Raw genomic sequence first — 16,426 nt, 5'->3', positions numbered from 1 at the left:
CCTGCCGCGATGAAGCTCGCCATCCTGTCCCGCAACAGCTCCCTGTATTCCACCCGCCGGCTGGTCGAGGCGGCGCGCGCGCGCGGCCATACGGTGCGCATTCTCGACCCGCTGCGCTGCTACATGCGCATCGCCGCCGATGGCTTCTCGATGCACTACAAGGGCCGGCCGATGACCGGCGTGGACGTGGTGATCCCGCGCATCGGTGCCTCGATCACCCGCTACGGCACCGCCGTGCTGCGCCAGTTCGAGCTGATGGGCGCACGCACCCCCAATCCCTCCGACGCGATCCTGCGCTCGCGCGACAAACTGCGTGCGCACCAGCTGCTGGCGGCCAAGGGCATCGACATGCCGGTGACGGTGTTCGGCGACAACCCCGATGACACCGTGGACCTGCTGTCCATGCTCGGGCCGCCGCCGCATGTGGTGAAGCTCAACGAGGGCACCCAGGGCCGTGGCGTGATCCTCACCGAGAAAGCCAGCGCCTCGCGCGGCATCGTCGAGGCGTTGCGCGGCCTGTACGCCAATTTCCTCATGCAGGAATTCATCGGCGAGGCCAAGGGCGCCGACCTGCGCTGCTTCGTGGTCGGCGACCAGGTGGTGGCCTCGATGCAGCGGCAGGCCCCGGAAGGTGACTTCCGCTCCAACCTGCATGCCGGTGGCACTGCGGTGGCGGCCAAGGCCAGCCGCGCCGAACAACAGGTGGCGGTGCGCTCGGCCAAGGCGCTGGGGTTGTCGGTGTGTGGCGTGGATCTGATCCGCTCCGCCCGTGGCCCGCTGGTGCTGGAGGTCAACTCCACCCCTGGCCTGGAGGGCATCGAGGCAGCCTGCGGCGTCGATGTCGCCACGCGCATCATCGTGCATGTCGAGAAGCTGAAAAAGCCCTGATTATTCAGTGGCTTGGGATTCTCATGGCGGGTGAGCCGGACTTTTAACGAGGCTTTAATCGGACCCGGCGTAGGCTTCAGCGAACCGCAGCTCTGCCTCTCAGCAGGATCGGTAATCGGGATACGACTTCAGGCCCAGGCGGGTGCACCGTCTGGGCCTTTTTATGCTGCGGGGCAGCAGCGCCGGTCCCTTGTGGAGGCCGCGTGAGGGTCGTAGAGTTGGGCCTTCGTTCCGGGATGGATCGGGAGGTTGGCATGTACCGCATCATGATGATCGCGTTGTTGCTGGGCCTGTCTGGTGGTGTCGCCGCCAAATCAGAGAAAGCCGCTGTACAGATGGACCGGCAGGCGCCGGTGGCCGAACAGATGCGCCAGGTGGAAACCGCCCTGGGCACCCCCGAATACGCTGAACTGTCCCTGGAGGACCGCAACCAGGTGCAGCAGTCGCTGTCGCGCATCCGCCAGCACATGGGTGAGCGGCAGACCGTGCAGGAACTGCCACCGCAGTTGCAGACCGAAGTCTTCAACGAGCAGGAGCGGATCAACACCCTGCTGGTGCGCGGGCACGACGACAGCCGGCAGATCTGCAGGTACGAGCGCACCACCGGCAGCAACATGCCCAAGAGCCGTTGCCTGACGGTGGCCGAGCGGCGCCGTATCGAAGAGAAGGGCAAGGCGCTGATCAATGACCAGCGCAGCTACAACACCCTCGCACCGCCGCCTGCGGGGCGTTGATCGCACCGTCTGTCGGCCTGTGCCGGCGCTGCCCTGCGGGGCGCCGGTGCAACCGCAGCGGACGTTCCACTCATGGATGACATGGAGATAACGATGCAGCGCATGATTTCCCTCACTCTGGCGATGGCCCTGGCCACCACCGCCCAGGCCAAATCCGAGAAGGCCGGCGTGAAGCTCGATGGCAGCGCGCCGGTGGCCGAACAGCTGCGCACCGTGGAAACCGCCATCAACAGCGACGACTACAGTGAGATCGGGCTGGAAGACAAGAGCCGTGTGCAGCAGGCGGTGGGGCGTATCCGCGACCGGATGGGCGGGCACGAGCGTGTTGAGCAGCTCAGCCCGAATGACCAGACCGCGGTCTTCAACGACCAGGAAGTGATCAACACGATCCTGACCCGGGCCCGTGCCGACAGCCGCATGGTCTGCCGCCGCGAGCGCTCGACCGGCAGCAACATGCCGCAGAGCGTCTGCATGACCGTCGCCCAGCGGCGCAAGGCGCAGGAGGACAGCCGCAAGGTGCTCAATGGCATCCAGAGCTTCCCGGCGGACGACAAGAACTTCAGGCGCTGATGGTTGGCGTTCTGGCAGGGCCCCGCCAACGGTCACCCTGCCGTGCGTCCCTTGTGAACGCATCGGTGGAACCGTAAAGTCGGGGCCCTATTCACGGACGAACATGGAGCTCGTCATGTACCGCACCACCACGCTCGCATTGATGCTTTCCCTGGGCCTGGCAGCCACCGTGCAGGCCAAGGCACAGAAGGAGGCCGTACGCATGGACGCCACCACGCCGGTCTCCGAACAGATCCGCCGCGTTGAAACGGCCATGGGCAGCGAGGACTACAGCGAGATCGGCCTGGAAGACAAGAGCCGCGTGCAGCAGGCGCTGAACCGGATCAAGGTCAAGATGAACGGCCGTGAGAAGGTTGACGAGCTGGCAGCGCAGGAGCGCACGGACGTCTTCAACGAGCAGGAGATCGTCAACACGATCATGAGCCGGGCGCAGGCCGACAGCCGCATGATCTGCCGCCGCGAGCGCCTGACCGGCAGCAACATGCCGCAGAGCGTGTGCCTGACCGTGGCCCAGCGCCGCAAGGCCCAGGACGACAGCCGCCAGGCACTGACCGACCAGCAGCGCCTCAGCCGCTGAGCGGTGCCCACGGGGGCCTTTCCGCCTCGTGCCTTCGGTACGAAATGTTAAGACTGGAACCTGTATCGTTCAGCAGGTAGACGTCGCGTCCACCGCCCCCAGGCCATTCTGGGGCGGTGGGCCTGGCCCCCGACGACCCTTCAAGAACCAGAGGTTCCAGTGCGCATTCTCGTAATCGAAGACAACAGCGACATCGCCGCCAACCTTGGCGACTACCTTGAGGATCGTGGCCACACCGTGGACTTCGCTGCCGACGGCGTGACCGGCCTGCACCTGGCGGTGGTCCACGAGTTCGACGCCATCGTGCTGGACCTGAACCTGCCGGGCATGGATGGCATCGAAGTCTGCCGCAAGCTGCGCAACGAAGCGCGCAAGCAGACCCCGGTGCTGATGCTGACCGCGCGTGATTCGCTGGACAACAAGCTGGCCGGTTTCGACTCCGGCGCCGACGACTACCTGATCAAGCCGTTTGCGCTGCAGGAAGTGGAAGTGCGCTTGAACGCGCTGTCGCGACGCGGCAAGGGCGTGCAGACCCGCGTGCTGGAGACCGGCGATCTGGAATACAACCTGGACACGCTGGAAGTGCGCCGCCAGGGCAAGCTGCTGCAGCTCAACCCGACCGCGCTGAAGATCCTGCAGGCACTGATGGAAGCGGCCCCGGCCGTGGTGACCCGCCAGGAACTGGAAACGCGTGTGTGGGGCGAAGAACTGCCCGACTCGGATTCGCTGCGCGTGCATATCCATGGCCTGCGCGCCGTGGTCGACAAGCCCTTTGAAGTGCCGCTGATCCAGACCCGCCATGGCATCGGATACCGCATCGCCACCCCGGAAGCCTGATTCCGTGGCAACCAAGGGGGAGCGCCGGCGTACGCCCTATCGGCGGCGCCTGCGCAGCCGCATCATCGTTTCATTCGTGTTGTTGGGCTTCTGCCTGACGACACTGTTCGCCTTCGCCACCAACTGGGCCCGCATGCGGGTGGAAAACCAGCTGGTGGAGGATGTGATCAACCACAACATCGAAGAGTACGCACGCCGCTTCTACGAGCATCCCGGTCGCAATCCGGCAGTGCCGGTGCAGCAGATCCGGGCTTACGCCTACTCGGCCGACAAGTTCGACAAGGCGCGTGAGTCCTGGCCGCAATGGGCCGACCTGCAGAACGGCAATTACAACCTCAGTGGCACTGACGAACAGGGGCAGCCCTACGCCTACAAGCTCGCGGTGCGCAAAGCCGATGACGCCTGGTTCTTCCTCGCCTATGACATGACCGACAGCGTGCGCGGCGGCAAGCAGCTCAACCGCGCGCTGGTGTTGTCGGTGCTGGTGTTCAGCGTGCTGTCGCTGGTGCTCGGCTGGTGGTCGGCCTCGAAGGTGATGAAGCCGGTGTCGGACCTGGCCGCGCGGCTGCGTGCCTACCGTGGTGGCACCAGCGATCCGGAGCCCTTGGCGCCGCGCTTCCCCGATGATGAAGTGGGGCAGCTGGCGCAGGCGCTGGACGACTACTCCTCGCGGTTGACCGAAGTGGTACAGCGTGACCGCGAGTTCAACGCCGACGTCAGCCACGAGCTGCGCACGCCGCTGGCGGTGATCCGTGGCGCCACCGAACTGCTGCTGACCCGCCCCGGCCTGGACGAGAAGGTGCTGCAGCGCCTGCAGCGCATCCAGCGTGCCGAACAGCAATGCAGCGATCTGATTGGCGCGCTGCTGCTGCTGTCGCGCAACGAGCGCGGGCAGGGCACCAGCAACGTGGCCCGCGTGGCCGAGCAGCTGCTGGATGCACACCGCGCGCAGCTGGGCGGCAAGCCGCTGGAGCTGGCGCTGGAAGGCGAGCGCGATCTGGTGATCGACGCGCCCGAGGCCGCACTGTCGGTGGCGCTGGGCAACCTGATCGGCAACGCGGTGAAGTATTCCCAGGACGGCGAGGTGCGCGTGCATGTGGGCGCCAACGCCGTCTCGGTGACCGACAGCGGCCCGGGCCTGAGCGAGGAAGACGCGGCCAAGCTGTTCCAGCGTGGCTACCGCGGTACCCACGCGGGTCATTCGCAGGGCGGCGGTATCGGCCTGTCGATCGTCAGCCGCCTGTGCGACCTGTACGGCTGGCAGGTAAGCGTGCGGCCTGGTGGCCAGCGCGGCGTGATCGCCACACTGACGTTCTCGCCCAAGCCGCTGTAACGGCGGCGTGGCCGACCCGGGGCGGCACATGGATCTGCATGGGTGGGGCCAACCTTGGTCGGCACATGACTCTGCTCTGGTGGGTGCCAACCTTGGTCGGCATTGATGCCCGGCGCTCGGCATCGGCCATCCACGCGTGGCGTGGATCTACCGGAACATGACTGTTTCCGCCTGCCTCGGCGTGCGGTGGCTCACGGTTCCAAGCTCCCGCACCCTCGTTGACGCATTTGCCTCCTGACGGGCCGAAGTGCAGATGGCCAGATGCCAGTGTCGGATCGTCCGTCGCCTGCCAGGAGCCTCGTTGTGTCACACCATGCCCGTTACCCGAACCTGCACCAGTTGGTTGGCGATTCGGTCAGCCAGCTCTCCACCGAGGTGGCCCAGCGCGTCGAGGATGTGCTGTCCCGGCCCGATGGCCTGATGCCGATCCTGATGGCGCAGATGGACATCGACGGCTTCACCGCAGACGCTGCGCGACGCGCCGGCCTGAAGCCTCCGCAGGCCGGCACGCCAGCTGGCCTGAGGCACACCGTGGCAGGCATCTCCACCTTGACCCGGATGATGTATGCCGCACATATCGCGCGTACCCGTGGCGGTCCGTTGCAGGTCGTGCCACCGGATGCCATCGAAGGCCTGCTGCTGGCCGCGCGCGAGCTGACCTGCTACGCGCAGCAGCAGTTGCAGGCCGAAATGGCCCGGGGCGCAGCAACGCTGCAATAGCCGCGGCAAGCCCGCGCGCGGGTTCGGAACGCGTCGGATCCAGGACGCGCGCGGAATGCGCCTCGGTAGTGCCGGCCGCTGGCCGGCAACCCGCCTCAACCCCCGGCCAGCCCCAGGTACCGCGCATGCAGGTGTTCCACCTGCGCCTGCAGGTCGTCCGGCTGCCCATCATTGACCACCACGTCATCGGCCAGTGCCAGGCGCTGTGTGCGGCTGGCCTGGGCGGCAATCATGCGGTCGGCCAGCGCGGCATCGATGCCGTCGCGCTGCATCAGGCGGGCGTGCTGCACCGCTTCCGGCGCATCCACCAGCAGCACCCGGTCCAGCCATGGGTAGGCTTTCCGGCCACCCACCTCGGTCAGCAGCGGAATGGCCGCGATCGCATACGGGCTCTGGGCCTGTTCGCACTGCTGCTGCATCAGCCGGCGGATGGCCGGGTGGGTGATGGCTTCCAGCGCCGCTCGTTCCGCCGGGTCGGCGAAGACATGGGCGCGCAGCCGGGCCCGATCCAGCTGGCCATCGGCCAGCAGCATGTCGGCGCCGAAGCGCTCGGCAATCTGTGCCAGGGCCGGGCGGCCGGCCTCCACCACCGCGCGTGCGGCCAGATCGGCGTCGGCCACCACGATGCCCAGCGCCTCGAAGCGCCGGGTCACTTCACTCTTGCCGGCGGCGATGCCACCGGTCAGGCCCACCACATAACGGCTCATGGGGAATCCCCTCAGCGCAGCCCGCTCAACACCAGGTAATGCTCCACCAGCGGCGCGCCCCACATGAAGTAGAGCCAGCCGGCGATGGCCAGGTACGGGCCGAACGGAATCGGGGTGGCGCGGTCACGGCCGCGGCTGTACAGCCAGATCGAGCCGATGATGGCGCCCAGCACCGAAGACAGCAGGATGATCGGCAGGATGCCCTTCAGCCCGCACCAGGCGCCGAGGGCCGCCAGCAGCTTGAAATCGCCGTGGCCCATGCCTTCCTTGCCGGTCAGCTGCTTGAACAGCCACCAGACCGTCCACAGCGACAGGTAGCCCACCGCCGCGCCCACCAGGGCGGGCTTGGCCGGCATGTACAGATTGTCGATGCTGCCTATCAGGCCCAGCCACATCAGCGGCAGGGTCAGCTGGTCCGGCAGCAGCTGGGTGCGCAGGTCAATGCCGGACAGGGCGATCAGGAAACAGGTCAGCACGATGGCGCCGAACCCCTGCCAGCCGAAGCCGAACTGCCAGACGCAGGCCAGCACCAGCACGGCGGTCAGCGCCTCCACCAGCGGGTACTGCAACGAGATGGGGGCCTTGCAGTGGCGGCATTTACCCCCTGAACGAGCCAGCTGAACAGGGGGATGTTCTCGTACCAGCTCAGCTTGTGCTTGCAGTGCGGGCAGTGCGAGGGCTCCACCACGATCCCCGGCGGTGGCGGCTCGTAGAAGTCCGGCTCTTCCAGCACCTCGCGCGCGTCGCGCTTCCACTGCCACTCCAGCCGCTTGGGCAGGCGCAGGATGACCACGTTGAGGAAACTGCCCAGCAGCAGTCCAAAAGCGGCCGCGGCGGGATAGCCGAGGCCGGGGTGCTGGTCGAGAAATGCCATTGATGCCTTTAGCCGACGACGGCGCCGAGTTTGAAGATGGGCAGGTACATCGCGATGACCAAGCCACCGACAATGGTACCAATGAACACCATGATCATCGGTTCGAGCAGGCTGCTCAAGGCATCCACGGCATTGTTCACTTCCTGCTCGTAGTATTCAGCCACCTTGAACAGCATGGCATCCAGGGCGCCGGCCTCTTCACCGATGCCGGTCATCTGGATGACCATGTGCGGGAACAGGTTCAGCTGCTTCATGGCCATGTTGACCGGGTAACCGACCGACACGTCGTCGCGCATGCGCAGCACCGCGTCGCCATAGACCTTGTTGCCGGTGGCGCCGGCCACGATGCCCAGCGCCTCCACCAGCGGCACGCCGGCCTTGAAGGTCACCGCGGTGGTGCGGGCGAAGCGGGCGATGGCGCTGTTGTGCATGATCTGGCCGATCACCGGCACCTTCAGTACCAGCCGGTCGACGGTGTGCTGCATCTTCTCCGAGCGCCGGTAGGTCATGGCAATGGCCACCACCGCCCCGATCACCACAATGGCGATCAGCCACCACCAGGACACCATGAACCGCGACAGGTTCACCACCATCTGGGTGAACGCCGGCAGGTCGGCGCCGAAGCTCTGGAAGACCTCCTCGAACTGCGGCACCACCCACACCAGCAGCACGGTGCTGACCAGGAACGCCACCACCAGCACCATGGCCGGGTAGAACAGGGCCTTCTTGATCTTGCCCTTCAGTGCCTCGATGTTCTCCTTGTAGGAGGCGATCGTGTCCAGCACGGTTTCCAGCACACCGGCACTCTCGCCGGCGCGGACCAGGTTGCGGTAGAGCTCGTCGAACTGCACCGGATGGCGGCTGATGGCCTCGTACAGCGAGGAACCGCCCTCGATGTCGGCGCGGATGCCGTCCACCATCTTCTTCATGCGCGGGTTCTTGTGCCCGCTGCCGATGATTTCCAACGCCGAGACGATCGGCACGCCGGACTTCATCATGGTGGCCATCTGCCGGCTGAAGAAGGCGATGTCCTTGGCGGTGACCGGCTTGCCGGCGGCACCGAACAACGGCTTCGGCTTGGGCTTGACCTGGCCCGGGTTGATGCCCTGCTTGCGCAGTTCGGCACGCAGCAGGTTGGCGTTCTTGGCCAGCTGCTCGCCCTTCATCTTGATGCCCCGCTTGTCGGTCCCCTCCCAGACAAACGGTTGCAGCTCCATCGTGGCACGGGCCACGGGCTCTTTCTTGATCGCACTGCGACTGACAGACATGTTGGCTCCCCAAGGCCCGCCATCCCCAGGCGGGCATCCTGACCGGCGATGGTAGCCGGTTCGGGGCCGTCCGGGGAGCCCGCTGGCGTGACGCTGCGCAGGGTTTTCGACCTGCCGAGACGAAAGGTGACGTACCGCGTCACATTGCCGCGTCCATCGCAGATTCGACGCGGGGGTTCCCATCCGCGAAATTGCTGCCATCATTGGCGCGGGGAAATCGGGGAGACGCTGCCATGGGAGATTGGCACGTTACCTGCGTCGATCCACCCGCGGGGACGGGCAGCCTGCTCATCCGGTCATCTGGCCGGCCGTCAGCCCCGACATCAACCACCACTCATCTTGGGGATGTACCACCATGAAGAACCAGAAGGGCTTCACCCTGATCGAACTGATGATCGTCGTTGCGATCATCGCCATCCTGGCCGCCATCGCGCTGCCGGCTTACTCGAACTACACCAAGAAGGCCAAGGTCTCGGAAGTGATCCTGGCGGCTTCTTCGCTGCGTACCGACGTGTCGGAATACGTGGCCAGCAACAACTCGCTGCCGCCGTCGTCGTGGAAGCCGGACTTCCAGGCGACCAAGTACGTCAGCAAGCTGGAATGGGATGGCAAGGCCATCGTAGCCACCGCTCAGGCGATCGGTGACAACCTGATTGACGCCAAGACCATCACCCTGACCCCGGAAGGCGACGGTAAGAATGGCGTCGTCCCGAGCTGGACCTGCGCTGGCTCGATCGATGCCAAGTACCGTCCGGGTTCCTGCCAGGGCAATGCTTCGTCCAGCGGCGGCACCAGCGGCACCAGCGGCGGCTGATAACAGCCGATTGCTCGGGTTTCATGTAAACGGGGGCCATTGGCTCCCCGTTTCCGTTTTGGGGAGGCGGTGTGAACGTTCGTCCTGAATCTGCAGTTCGGGCGCGTGTCGGTGGCTGGGGAGCTGCCGGTGCGGTGTTGGGTCTGGTTTCCGCATGGTGGGCCGGTGCCGGCACCGCCGTGGTATGGAGCGCCCTGTTGGCGGGCGCGGCCTTGCCGATGTGGTGTCTGGAATGGAGACGAAGAGAATCAGCGACGGAAGGTGGGGCGGATCGCAAGGGGCCTTGCTGGGCGTGGCGGTGATCACGGCATTGCAGGCGGTGATTCTCTTCCTTCAGCTGTCCATGGGGGGCGATCACGGGGCCGCGGTTGCGTTCGCATTGCCGCTGCTGCCTGTGGCAGGCCTTGCGATGTTGATTGTGGCGGCCGTGAGCCCGCAGGTGTTGGGTGAGACGTTTCCAGCGACCGGCCGCGCGTTCGTTCAGTTGGCAACGCTGCGGCGTCCCGACGCAGCAGGGCTGACGGCGCTGCTGGGCTGGTGCGTGAAGTGCTTTTTCCTGCCACTGATGCTGGGCTGGTCCTGGTCATGGCTGGCAGGACTCGAATATCGCCTCCCTGAAGAACGCCATCTGTACTTCTATATCGTCGGCATGGCGTTGTTGTACGCAGTGGACACTGCCTTTGGTGTGATTGGCTATGTTTCAACGGCCAGATGTCTGGGAGGAGAGATCCGCTCCGTGGACAGGACCCTTCTCGGCTGGGTTTCGGCCCTGGCCTGCTACCCGCCGTTGAGTGTGCTGGTGCTGGATACCTGGCTGATCTCCCGCAATGCTCACCATTGGCGGCAGTGGCTTGATGACGGCAGTGTCGTGTCGATCCTGTGGGGCGGGGCCATTCTGCTCTTGACCGCCATCTATACGTGGTCGACCGTGGCGTTTGGTCTTCGCTTTTCCAACCTTACCCATCGCGGTGTCATCACCCATGGACCGTATCGTTGGAGCAAGCACCCCGCCTACATAAGCAAGAATCTGTCCTGGTGGCTTATTTCCGTCCCGTTCCTGACAACGGCAGGGGCAGGGACGGCGGTCGCTTCCTGTCTGGCGATGTTGGCAGTCAACGCCATCTACTGGCTGCGGGCGCGCACTGAGGAGCGGCATCTACGCCATGACCCCGTCTATTGCGAGTACGCCGCATGGATCGCACGCGAAGGCCTGCTTGCGTGGTGCCTCCGTCGTGGTCGATAAGAGGGCGACGGGGTGGGTCTTCTGCCTGGCAGTGCTTCTGCCGATGATGGCGGGCTGTCATGAAGCAAGCGATGAGGCGTGCCTGCAATCTGCACTGAGGCAACCTGAGCTGGCCGGAGGCCGAGTGCTCGTGGGTGAACGATCAGGCCCTCGCTTGTTTGTTGATCTGGGAGATGGGTCGATTGCCCGTTCTCCGCGTCCACTGAGGATGGCCAGCCTGACCAAGCCGATGGTGGCAGGAGAGATTCGAAAACGGGTCGATGCCGGCGCACTTTCATTGAATGCACCGCTGTCTGACTTGTTGCCCGGGCACGCATTTGCGGCGCCTACGGGTGCTGTAACGCTGCGCCAGCTGCTGCAGCACCAGGGGGATTTGATCGCTCGCATCTGGACCCGGTACTGATTGACGAAAGGAAAGCCTGCCTGACGGGTGTGGCGTATGTGGTCGGAAGACCGCCGGAGCAGCACCCGGGGCGATCCATCCTCTACAGCAATGTGGGCTACTGCCTGCTCGGTGAGATTCTGCTGCGCGACCCGCGAGGAATGCCGGCGGCGCTCCAGCAGGCGCTACATAGCCCATTGGGCGGGGCAGGAGGCTGGAGGGCATCGCTGGGCGAAACCTATGATGCCTTGCGGAGAACGCTGCCCGTCCAGGACCTGCCAAGCCGGATTACCTTGCCTGACGAAAGCTATTACGGTTTTGGATGGAGGCACTGGCCGGCGAAGAGCGGGCCGCCTGCCTGGACGCACTTCGGGCGCTTGCCTGGGATGGTGTCGATTGCCGCAACCGACGGCCATGATCGTCTGCTGGTCGCTCACTTCAGCGGTGATCCTGCCGACCCGGAGAAAGCGGGCCAGCAGGCGATCAGGCAGCTATGGCGGTGCGTTGAAAAGCTGAAGATTAGAAATTGATCACACCTGCGTTGCCCCTCCGGGACTTGCACGTTGTGCAGCGTTGGTGTCTTGTTGACGATTGACTGTGCGACTGGGGAGCCGCAATGAACCGTCCATCCAACAGCCATGGCCCATGGCTGCTGCTGATCTTCATCCTGTCCGGGTTCGCCGGGCTGATCTACCAGTCCATCTGGACGCAGTACCTGGGGTTGTTCCTCGGGCACTCCTCGCATGCGCAGTCGCTGGTGCTGATCCTGTTCATGGGCGGCATGGCGCTGGGCGCGTGGCTGGTCAGTCGGCGCAGCGCGCTGCTGCGCCGGCCTCTGCTGGCCTATGCGATCATCGAACTGGTGATCGGTGTGCTCGGCATCGGCTTCGACGGTCTGTTCCAGGGCGTGACCGGCTGGGCCTACACCCATCTGATGCCTGGCATGGAGGGGTCGTCCTCCACCGCGCTGCGCTGGGCGCTGGCCACCGCGCTGGTGCTGCCACAGTGCATCCTGCTGGGGGCAACCTTCCCGTTGATGAGCGCCGGCTACATGCGCCTGCAGCCGATGGCGCAGGGTGAAGTGCTCGCCGGTCTGTATTTCTCCAACAGTCTGGGCGCGGCGGCCGGCGCGCTGGTGGCCACCTACCTGCTGCTGCCAGCGGTCGGTCTGCCTGGCACCGTACTCAGTGCGGGCCTGCTCAATATCGTGGTCGCCATCGTCGTCTATCCCCTGGCCCGTGACGCCAGCGTCCCGGCCGTGGTCGCCAGCCCGCCGCCCGCACCGGCATCCGACGGACCGCGCCGCAGTGCGGTGCCGGTACTGCTGGTGCTGCTGGTGGCCGCCGGTACCGGCGCATCGTCGTTCGTGTATGAAATCACCTGGGTGCGGATGCTGTCGCTGGCGCTGGGCACCACGCTGCATTCCTTCGAACTGATGCTGGCGGCCTTCATTCTCGGTATCGCTTTCGGTGGGTTGTGGCTGCGCCGGCGGGCGGACCGCATGCAGTCGCCGCTGCGTGTGGCCGGCTGGGTGCAGGTCTGGATGGGGCTGGCCGCGCTGGCGTCGATGTTCGTATACGCCCAGGCATTCGATTGGGTGGGCTGGTTGATGCGGGTCATCGTGCGCAGCGCCGATGGCTACGTGCTGTACAACCTGGCCAGTGCGGTGATTGCCGGGCTGGTGATGTTCCCGGCCGCGTTCTTCGCCGGCATGACGCTGCCGTTGCTGACCCTGGCGCTGCTGCGCAGCGGCCATGGCGAGCGCTCGATCGGCCAGGCCTACGCCTTCAATACGCTGGGCGCGATCGTGGGCGTACTGGCGGCCATCCATCTGTTGATGCCGCTGCTGGGCTTGAAGTACGCCCTGCTGGTGGCCGCGGTGGTGGATATCGCGTTGGGCTGGGTGTTGCTGCAGCGGGTGCGGGCGGCGGATGAACGTGGGCTGCGTTCGCCGGTGCTGCGGGCCGGTGCGCTGGGCATCGCCGGGGTGATCGCGGCGGTGCTGCTGGTGCGGTTCGACCCGCTGGTGCTCAACTCCTCCGTCTACCGCCATGGCAATGTGCGCCTGGCTGATACCGCGCGGATGCTGTTCTCGCGTGATGGCCAGACCGCGACCGTGGCGGTCTACGAGAATTCGTATGCGGGCGGGCATCTGCGCGCCATCGCCACCAACGGCAAGGTCGACGCGGCCATGTCGGTGTCGATGCAGCAGGTACCGACCAGCGACGAGTCGACCATGATCCTGCTGGCGGCGCTGCCGCTGGCACTGCGCGAGGACTACCAGCGTGTCGGTGTGATCGGTTTCGGCTCTGGCCTCAGCACGCACACGCTGCTGGGCGATCGCCGCATCGGCCGGGTGGATACGGTGGAAATCGAGCCGGCCATGGTCGAGGGCGCGCGCCTGTTCGGTGAACGTGTCGAACGCGCCTTCAAGGACCCGCGCTCGCATGTGGTGATCGATGACGCCAAGTCCTATTTTGCCGCGAGCCCGCGCAAGTACGATCTGATCATCTCCGAACCCTCCAACCCGTGGGTGGGCGGCACGGCCGCGCTGTTCAGTGACGAGTTCTACAGGTTCGTGCCGCAGCAGCTCAACGAAGGCGGCGTGTTCGTGCAGTGGCTGCAGATGTACGAGATCACCCCCGAGCTGGTCGGTTCGGTGCTGGCAGGCATGCTGGAGCAGTTCTCCGATGCGCGCGCCTACCTGGCCAACCGCGGCGACCTGATCCTGGTGGCCACGCCGAAGGGCAAGCTGCCGCCGATGAACGACCGCCTGTTCCAGCAACCGGCGCTGCGCGAAGAGCTGGCACGGATCGGTGTGCACTCGCTGGCCGATCTGCAGGACACGCTGTCGATGGACGATGCAGCGCTGAGGGCGTTCGTGCCGCTGTACCCGGCCGCGCGCAACTCCGACTACTTCCCGACACTGAAGCTGAAAGCGCCGGTGGCGCGTTTCCAGAGCGCTTACACCCGCGACTTCCAGGAAGTGATGGTGGCGCCCTGGACCATCGTGGCACGACCGGAAGACGTGCATGCCGGCGACAGTGTGAAGAACGCAGCCCAGCCCGATTCGAGCCGCGAGGACCGGCGGCCTGCAGCTCGGGCATTGGCTGCCTTCCTGCAGGGCACTCCGTCGTCGGCGCAGGACGTCAGTGCCGCCGACTGGCTGCGCGCGCAGGCACTTCGCGGCCTGGCCAGCCGCTGTGAACTGGACAAGGCTCCGCTGCAGAGCGCCCAGCTGGTGTTTGCGCTGTCGGGTGACACCACCCCTTCCTGCCGGCCGCACAACGCGCGGCCTTGTGGGCGCAGCCGTCGTGGCTGGCGTGCCCGCCGCAGAGCCCGACCGTTTCGGCCAGCCTGGCGCTGGTGGCCGCGGTGGCCACCGATGATCACCACACCGTACTCACGGAAGGGCGGCGATTGTTGCAGGGCGAGCATGGAGCGGCGCTGCTGGCCGATGCCGGCTCCGGCTATTATCTGTTCGGTGCAATGCAACATGCGGCGCGGCAGCTGGGCGACAGCGCAGCCTCGCGTCAACTGACGGACCAGTACTGGAAGGCGCTCGCGCCCGATGCCCAACGGAGCGGGCCGCTGCGCCTGCTGAGCTACCTGGCCTCCACCGGCCCGGTGCCGGCTGCAACCGCTGATTCCCAGCCGTCAGGGCAAGAGTGATACGAGGAAGACCATGAGCGTTGTTTCCCCCCAATCTGGTCGGCATCACCGGCCTGGCCCGGCGCCTGGTCCAGGACGGTGCCCTGGACGAGGCCACCGCGCGCGATGCCATGGCCAAGGCCACGGCGGCCCGCCAGCCACTGCCCACCTGGTTTGCGCAGAACAAGCTGGTCAGCGCCTCGCAGCTGGCGGCGGCCAATGCGGTCGAGTTCGGCATGCCGCTGTTCGACGTGTCCACGTTCGACGCCAGCCAGAACGCGATGAACCTGGTCAGCGAGGAGCTGCTGCGCAAGCACAACGTGCTGCCGCTGTTCAAGCGCGGTGGCAAGCTGTTCGTGGGCACCAGCAACCCGACCCACGCGCTGGACGAGATCAAGTTCCACACCAACCTGGTGGTGGAGACCATCCTGGTCGACGAGGATCAGATCCGCCGCACCCTGGAGCAGTGGCACGCCAGCCATGACACGCTGGGCGATACGCTCGGCGGTGACGACGAGGGGATGGCCAACCTCGATGTCGGCCTCGGCGACGAAGACAATGCCGGTGGCGACTCCGGCATCGACGCCAAGGGCGACGACACGCCTGTGGTGAAGTTCGTCAACAAGGTGCTGGTCGATGCCATCCGCAAGGGCGCCTCGGACATCCACTTCGAGCCGTACGAAGACGACTATCGCGTGCGCCTGCGCATCGACGGCCTGTTGAAGATGGTCGCGCGTGCGCCGGTGAAGCTGAACCAGCGCATCGCCGCGCGCCTGAAGGTGATGGCGCAGCTGGATATCGCCGAAAAGCGCGTGCCGCAGGACGGGCGCATCAAGCTGAACCTGTCCAAGACCAAGCAGATCGACTTCCGCGTCAGCACGCTGCCGACCCTGTTCGGTGAAAAGGTGGTGCTGCGTATCCTGGATGGCAGCGCGGCCAAACTGGGCATCGACAAGCTGGGCTACGAGCCGGACCAGCAGAAGCTGTTCATGGATGCCATCCACAAGCCCTACGGCATGGTGCTGGTGACCGGCCCGACCGGCTCGGGCAAGACGGTGTCGCTGTACACCGCGCTGGGCATCCTCAACGACGAGACCCGCAACATCTCCACCGCCGAAGACCCGGTGGAAATCCGCCTGCCCGGCGTCAACCAGGTGCAGCAGAACAACAAGCGCGGCATGACCTTTGCCGCCGCACTGCGCTCGTTCCTGCGCCAGGATCCGGACATCATCATGGTCGGCGAAATCCGCGACCTGGAGACGGCCGAGATTGCCATCAAGGCCGCGCAGACCGGCCACATGGTGCTGTCCACGCTGCACACCAACGATGCGCCGCAGACCATCGCGCGACTGATGAACATGGGCATCGCGCCGTACAACATCACCAGTTCGGTGACGCTGGTGATCGCCCAGCGCCTGGCGCGCCGTCTATGCCCGAACTGCAAGCGCCCGGCGCAGTTGCCCGAACACGCGCTGTTGGCCGAAGGCTTCAGCCAGGCACAGCTGGATGCGGGCATCGAGCTGTATGAGGCGGTGGGCTGCGATGAATGCACCGAAGGCTACAAGGGGCGTACCGGCGTCTACCAGGTGATGCCGATGACCGATGAGATCGCCACCATTGTGCTGGCCGGCGGTAATGCACTGCAGATTGCCGAGGCGGCGCAGCAGATTGGAGTGAATGATCTGCGCCAGTCGGCGTTGAAGAAGGCCGCGGCCGGCGTCACCAGCCTGGCCGAGATCAACCGCGTGACCAAGGATTGAGGTAGATCCACGCCATGCGTGGATGCGGGATGCATGGGGTTGCCGGCCAGCGGCCGGCACTACCGCGG

Annotated in this window: 15 protein-coding genes and 1 pseudogene; 13 read left to right on the top strand and 3 right to left on the bottom strand. The window is 65.7% G+C overall.

Features of this window, described 5'->3' with window-relative positions:
* The first annotated feature begins 9 nt into the window (after positions 1–9).
* The 7 genes from rimK to N4G47_RS15150 all read left to right on the top strand — a co-directional run bounded on the left by rimK (position 10) and on the right by N4G47_RS15150 (position 5,659).
* Positions 10–888 carry a 30S ribosomal protein S6--L-glutamate ligase gene (gene rimK, locus N4G47_RS15180; RefSeq protein WP_475288263.1) on the top strand — a complete coding sequence of 293 codons (879 nt, stop codon included), beginning with the start codon at positions 10–12 and terminating at the stop codon, positions 886–888.
* 254 nt (positions 889–1,142) lie between these two features.
* Entirely contained in the window at positions 1,143–1,622 is a 480-nt protein-coding gene (locus N4G47_RS15175; protein WP_475288259.1) for a hypothetical protein, read from the top strand.
* Positions 1,623–1,715: 93 nt separating this feature from the next.
* Entirely contained in the window at positions 1,716–2,192 is a 477-nt protein-coding gene (locus tag N4G47_RS15170) for a hypothetical protein (RefSeq protein WP_475288255.1), read from the top strand.
* Between the two features lie 115 nt (positions 2,193–2,307).
* Positions 2,308–2,769 carry a hypothetical protein gene (locus N4G47_RS15165; protein ID WP_107231725.1) on the top strand — a complete coding sequence of 154 codons (462 nt, stop codon included), beginning with the start codon at positions 2,308–2,310 and terminating at the stop codon, positions 2,767–2,769.
* Between the two features lie 159 nt (positions 2,770–2,928).
* A complete protein-coding gene (locus N4G47_RS15160) occupies positions 2,929–3,606 on the top strand; it encodes a response regulator transcription factor (RefSeq protein ID WP_005410804.1) in 678 nt (225 codons plus the stop codon).
* Entirely contained in the window at positions 3,569–4,939 is a 1,371-nt protein-coding gene (locus N4G47_RS15155; RefSeq protein ID WP_249843082.1) for a sensor histidine kinase, read from the top strand. The genes N4G47_RS15160 and N4G47_RS15155 overlap by 38 nt, the downstream gene beginning before the upstream one ends.
* Before the next feature lie 303 nt (positions 4,940–5,242).
* Positions 5,243–5,659 carry a hypothetical protein gene (locus tag N4G47_RS15150; RefSeq protein ID WP_475288245.1) on the top strand — a complete coding sequence of 139 codons (417 nt, stop codon included), beginning with the start codon at positions 5,243–5,245 and terminating at the stop codon, positions 5,657–5,659.
* A gap of 95 nt (positions 5,660–5,754) precedes the next feature.
* Here the strand turns inward: N4G47_RS15150 and coaE are convergent, their stop codons facing one another.
* From coaE to N4G47_RS15135, 3 genes and pseudogenes are all read right to left on the bottom strand, one after another.
* The gene (gene coaE, locus N4G47_RS15145; RefSeq protein ID WP_475288240.1) at positions 5,755–6,366 is read right to left on the bottom strand and encodes a dephospho-CoA kinase; all 612 of its coding nucleotides are present in this window, start codon (positions 6,364–6,366) and stop codon (positions 5,755–5,757) included.
* Between the two features lie 11 nt (positions 6,367–6,377).
* Positions 6,378–7,240 (bottom strand): annotated as a pseudogene (locus tag N4G47_RS15140) (prepilin peptidase).
* Positions 7,241–7,248: 8 nt separating this feature from the next.
* On the bottom strand, positions 7,249–8,508 hold the full coding sequence (locus N4G47_RS15135; protein ID WP_107231737.1) for a type II secretion system F family protein: 1,260 nt from the start codon (positions 8,506–8,508) through the stop codon (positions 7,249–7,251).
* Positions 8,509–8,863: 355 nt separating this feature from the next.
* Here N4G47_RS15135 and N4G47_RS15130 point away from each other — a divergent pair, with 355 nt between their 5' ends.
* The 6 genes from N4G47_RS15130 (at position 8,864) to pilB (ending at position 16,358) form a co-directional block, all read left to right on the top strand.
* Positions 8,864–9,322: a pilin gene (locus N4G47_RS15130; RefSeq protein ID WP_475288232.1), complete on the top strand. Its 459-nt coding sequence runs from the start codon at positions 8,864–8,866 to the stop codon at positions 9,320–9,322.
* Between the two features lie 184 nt (positions 9,323–9,506).
* The gene (locus tag N4G47_RS15125) at positions 9,507–10,565 is read left to right on the top strand and encodes a methyltransferase family protein (RefSeq protein WP_475288230.1); all 1,059 of its coding nucleotides are present in this window, start codon (positions 9,507–9,509) and stop codon (positions 10,563–10,565) included.
* A 208-nt stretch (positions 10,566–10,773) separates the two neighbouring features.
* Positions 10,774–10,968 (top strand): serine hydrolase, encoded by a 195-nt coding sequence (locus N4G47_RS15120; RefSeq protein ID WP_475288228.1) that lies wholly within the window; start codon positions 10,774–10,776, stop codon positions 10,966–10,968.
* 29 nt (positions 10,969–10,997) lie between these two features.
* Positions 10,998–11,477: a serine hydrolase domain-containing protein gene (locus N4G47_RS15115; RefSeq protein WP_475288226.1), complete on the top strand. Its 480-nt coding sequence runs from the start codon at positions 10,998–11,000 to the stop codon at positions 11,475–11,477.
* 86 nt (positions 11,478–11,563) lie between these two features.
* On the top strand, positions 11,564–14,488 hold the full coding sequence (locus tag N4G47_RS15110) for a fused MFS/spermidine synthase (RefSeq protein WP_475288223.1): 2,925 nt from the start codon (positions 11,564–11,566) through the stop codon (positions 14,486–14,488).
* A 151-nt stretch (positions 14,489–14,639) separates the two neighbouring features.
* A complete protein-coding gene (gene pilB, locus N4G47_RS15105) occupies positions 14,640–16,358 on the top strand; it encodes a type IV-A pilus assembly ATPase PilB (protein ID WP_475288221.1) in 1,719 nt (572 codons plus the stop codon).
* The last annotated feature ends 68 nt before the right edge of the window (positions 16,359–16,426 follow it).

The organism is Stenotrophomonas sp. GSD10, assembly GCF_056172695.1.
This window is presented reverse-complemented; position numbering and strand designations above follow the sequence as displayed.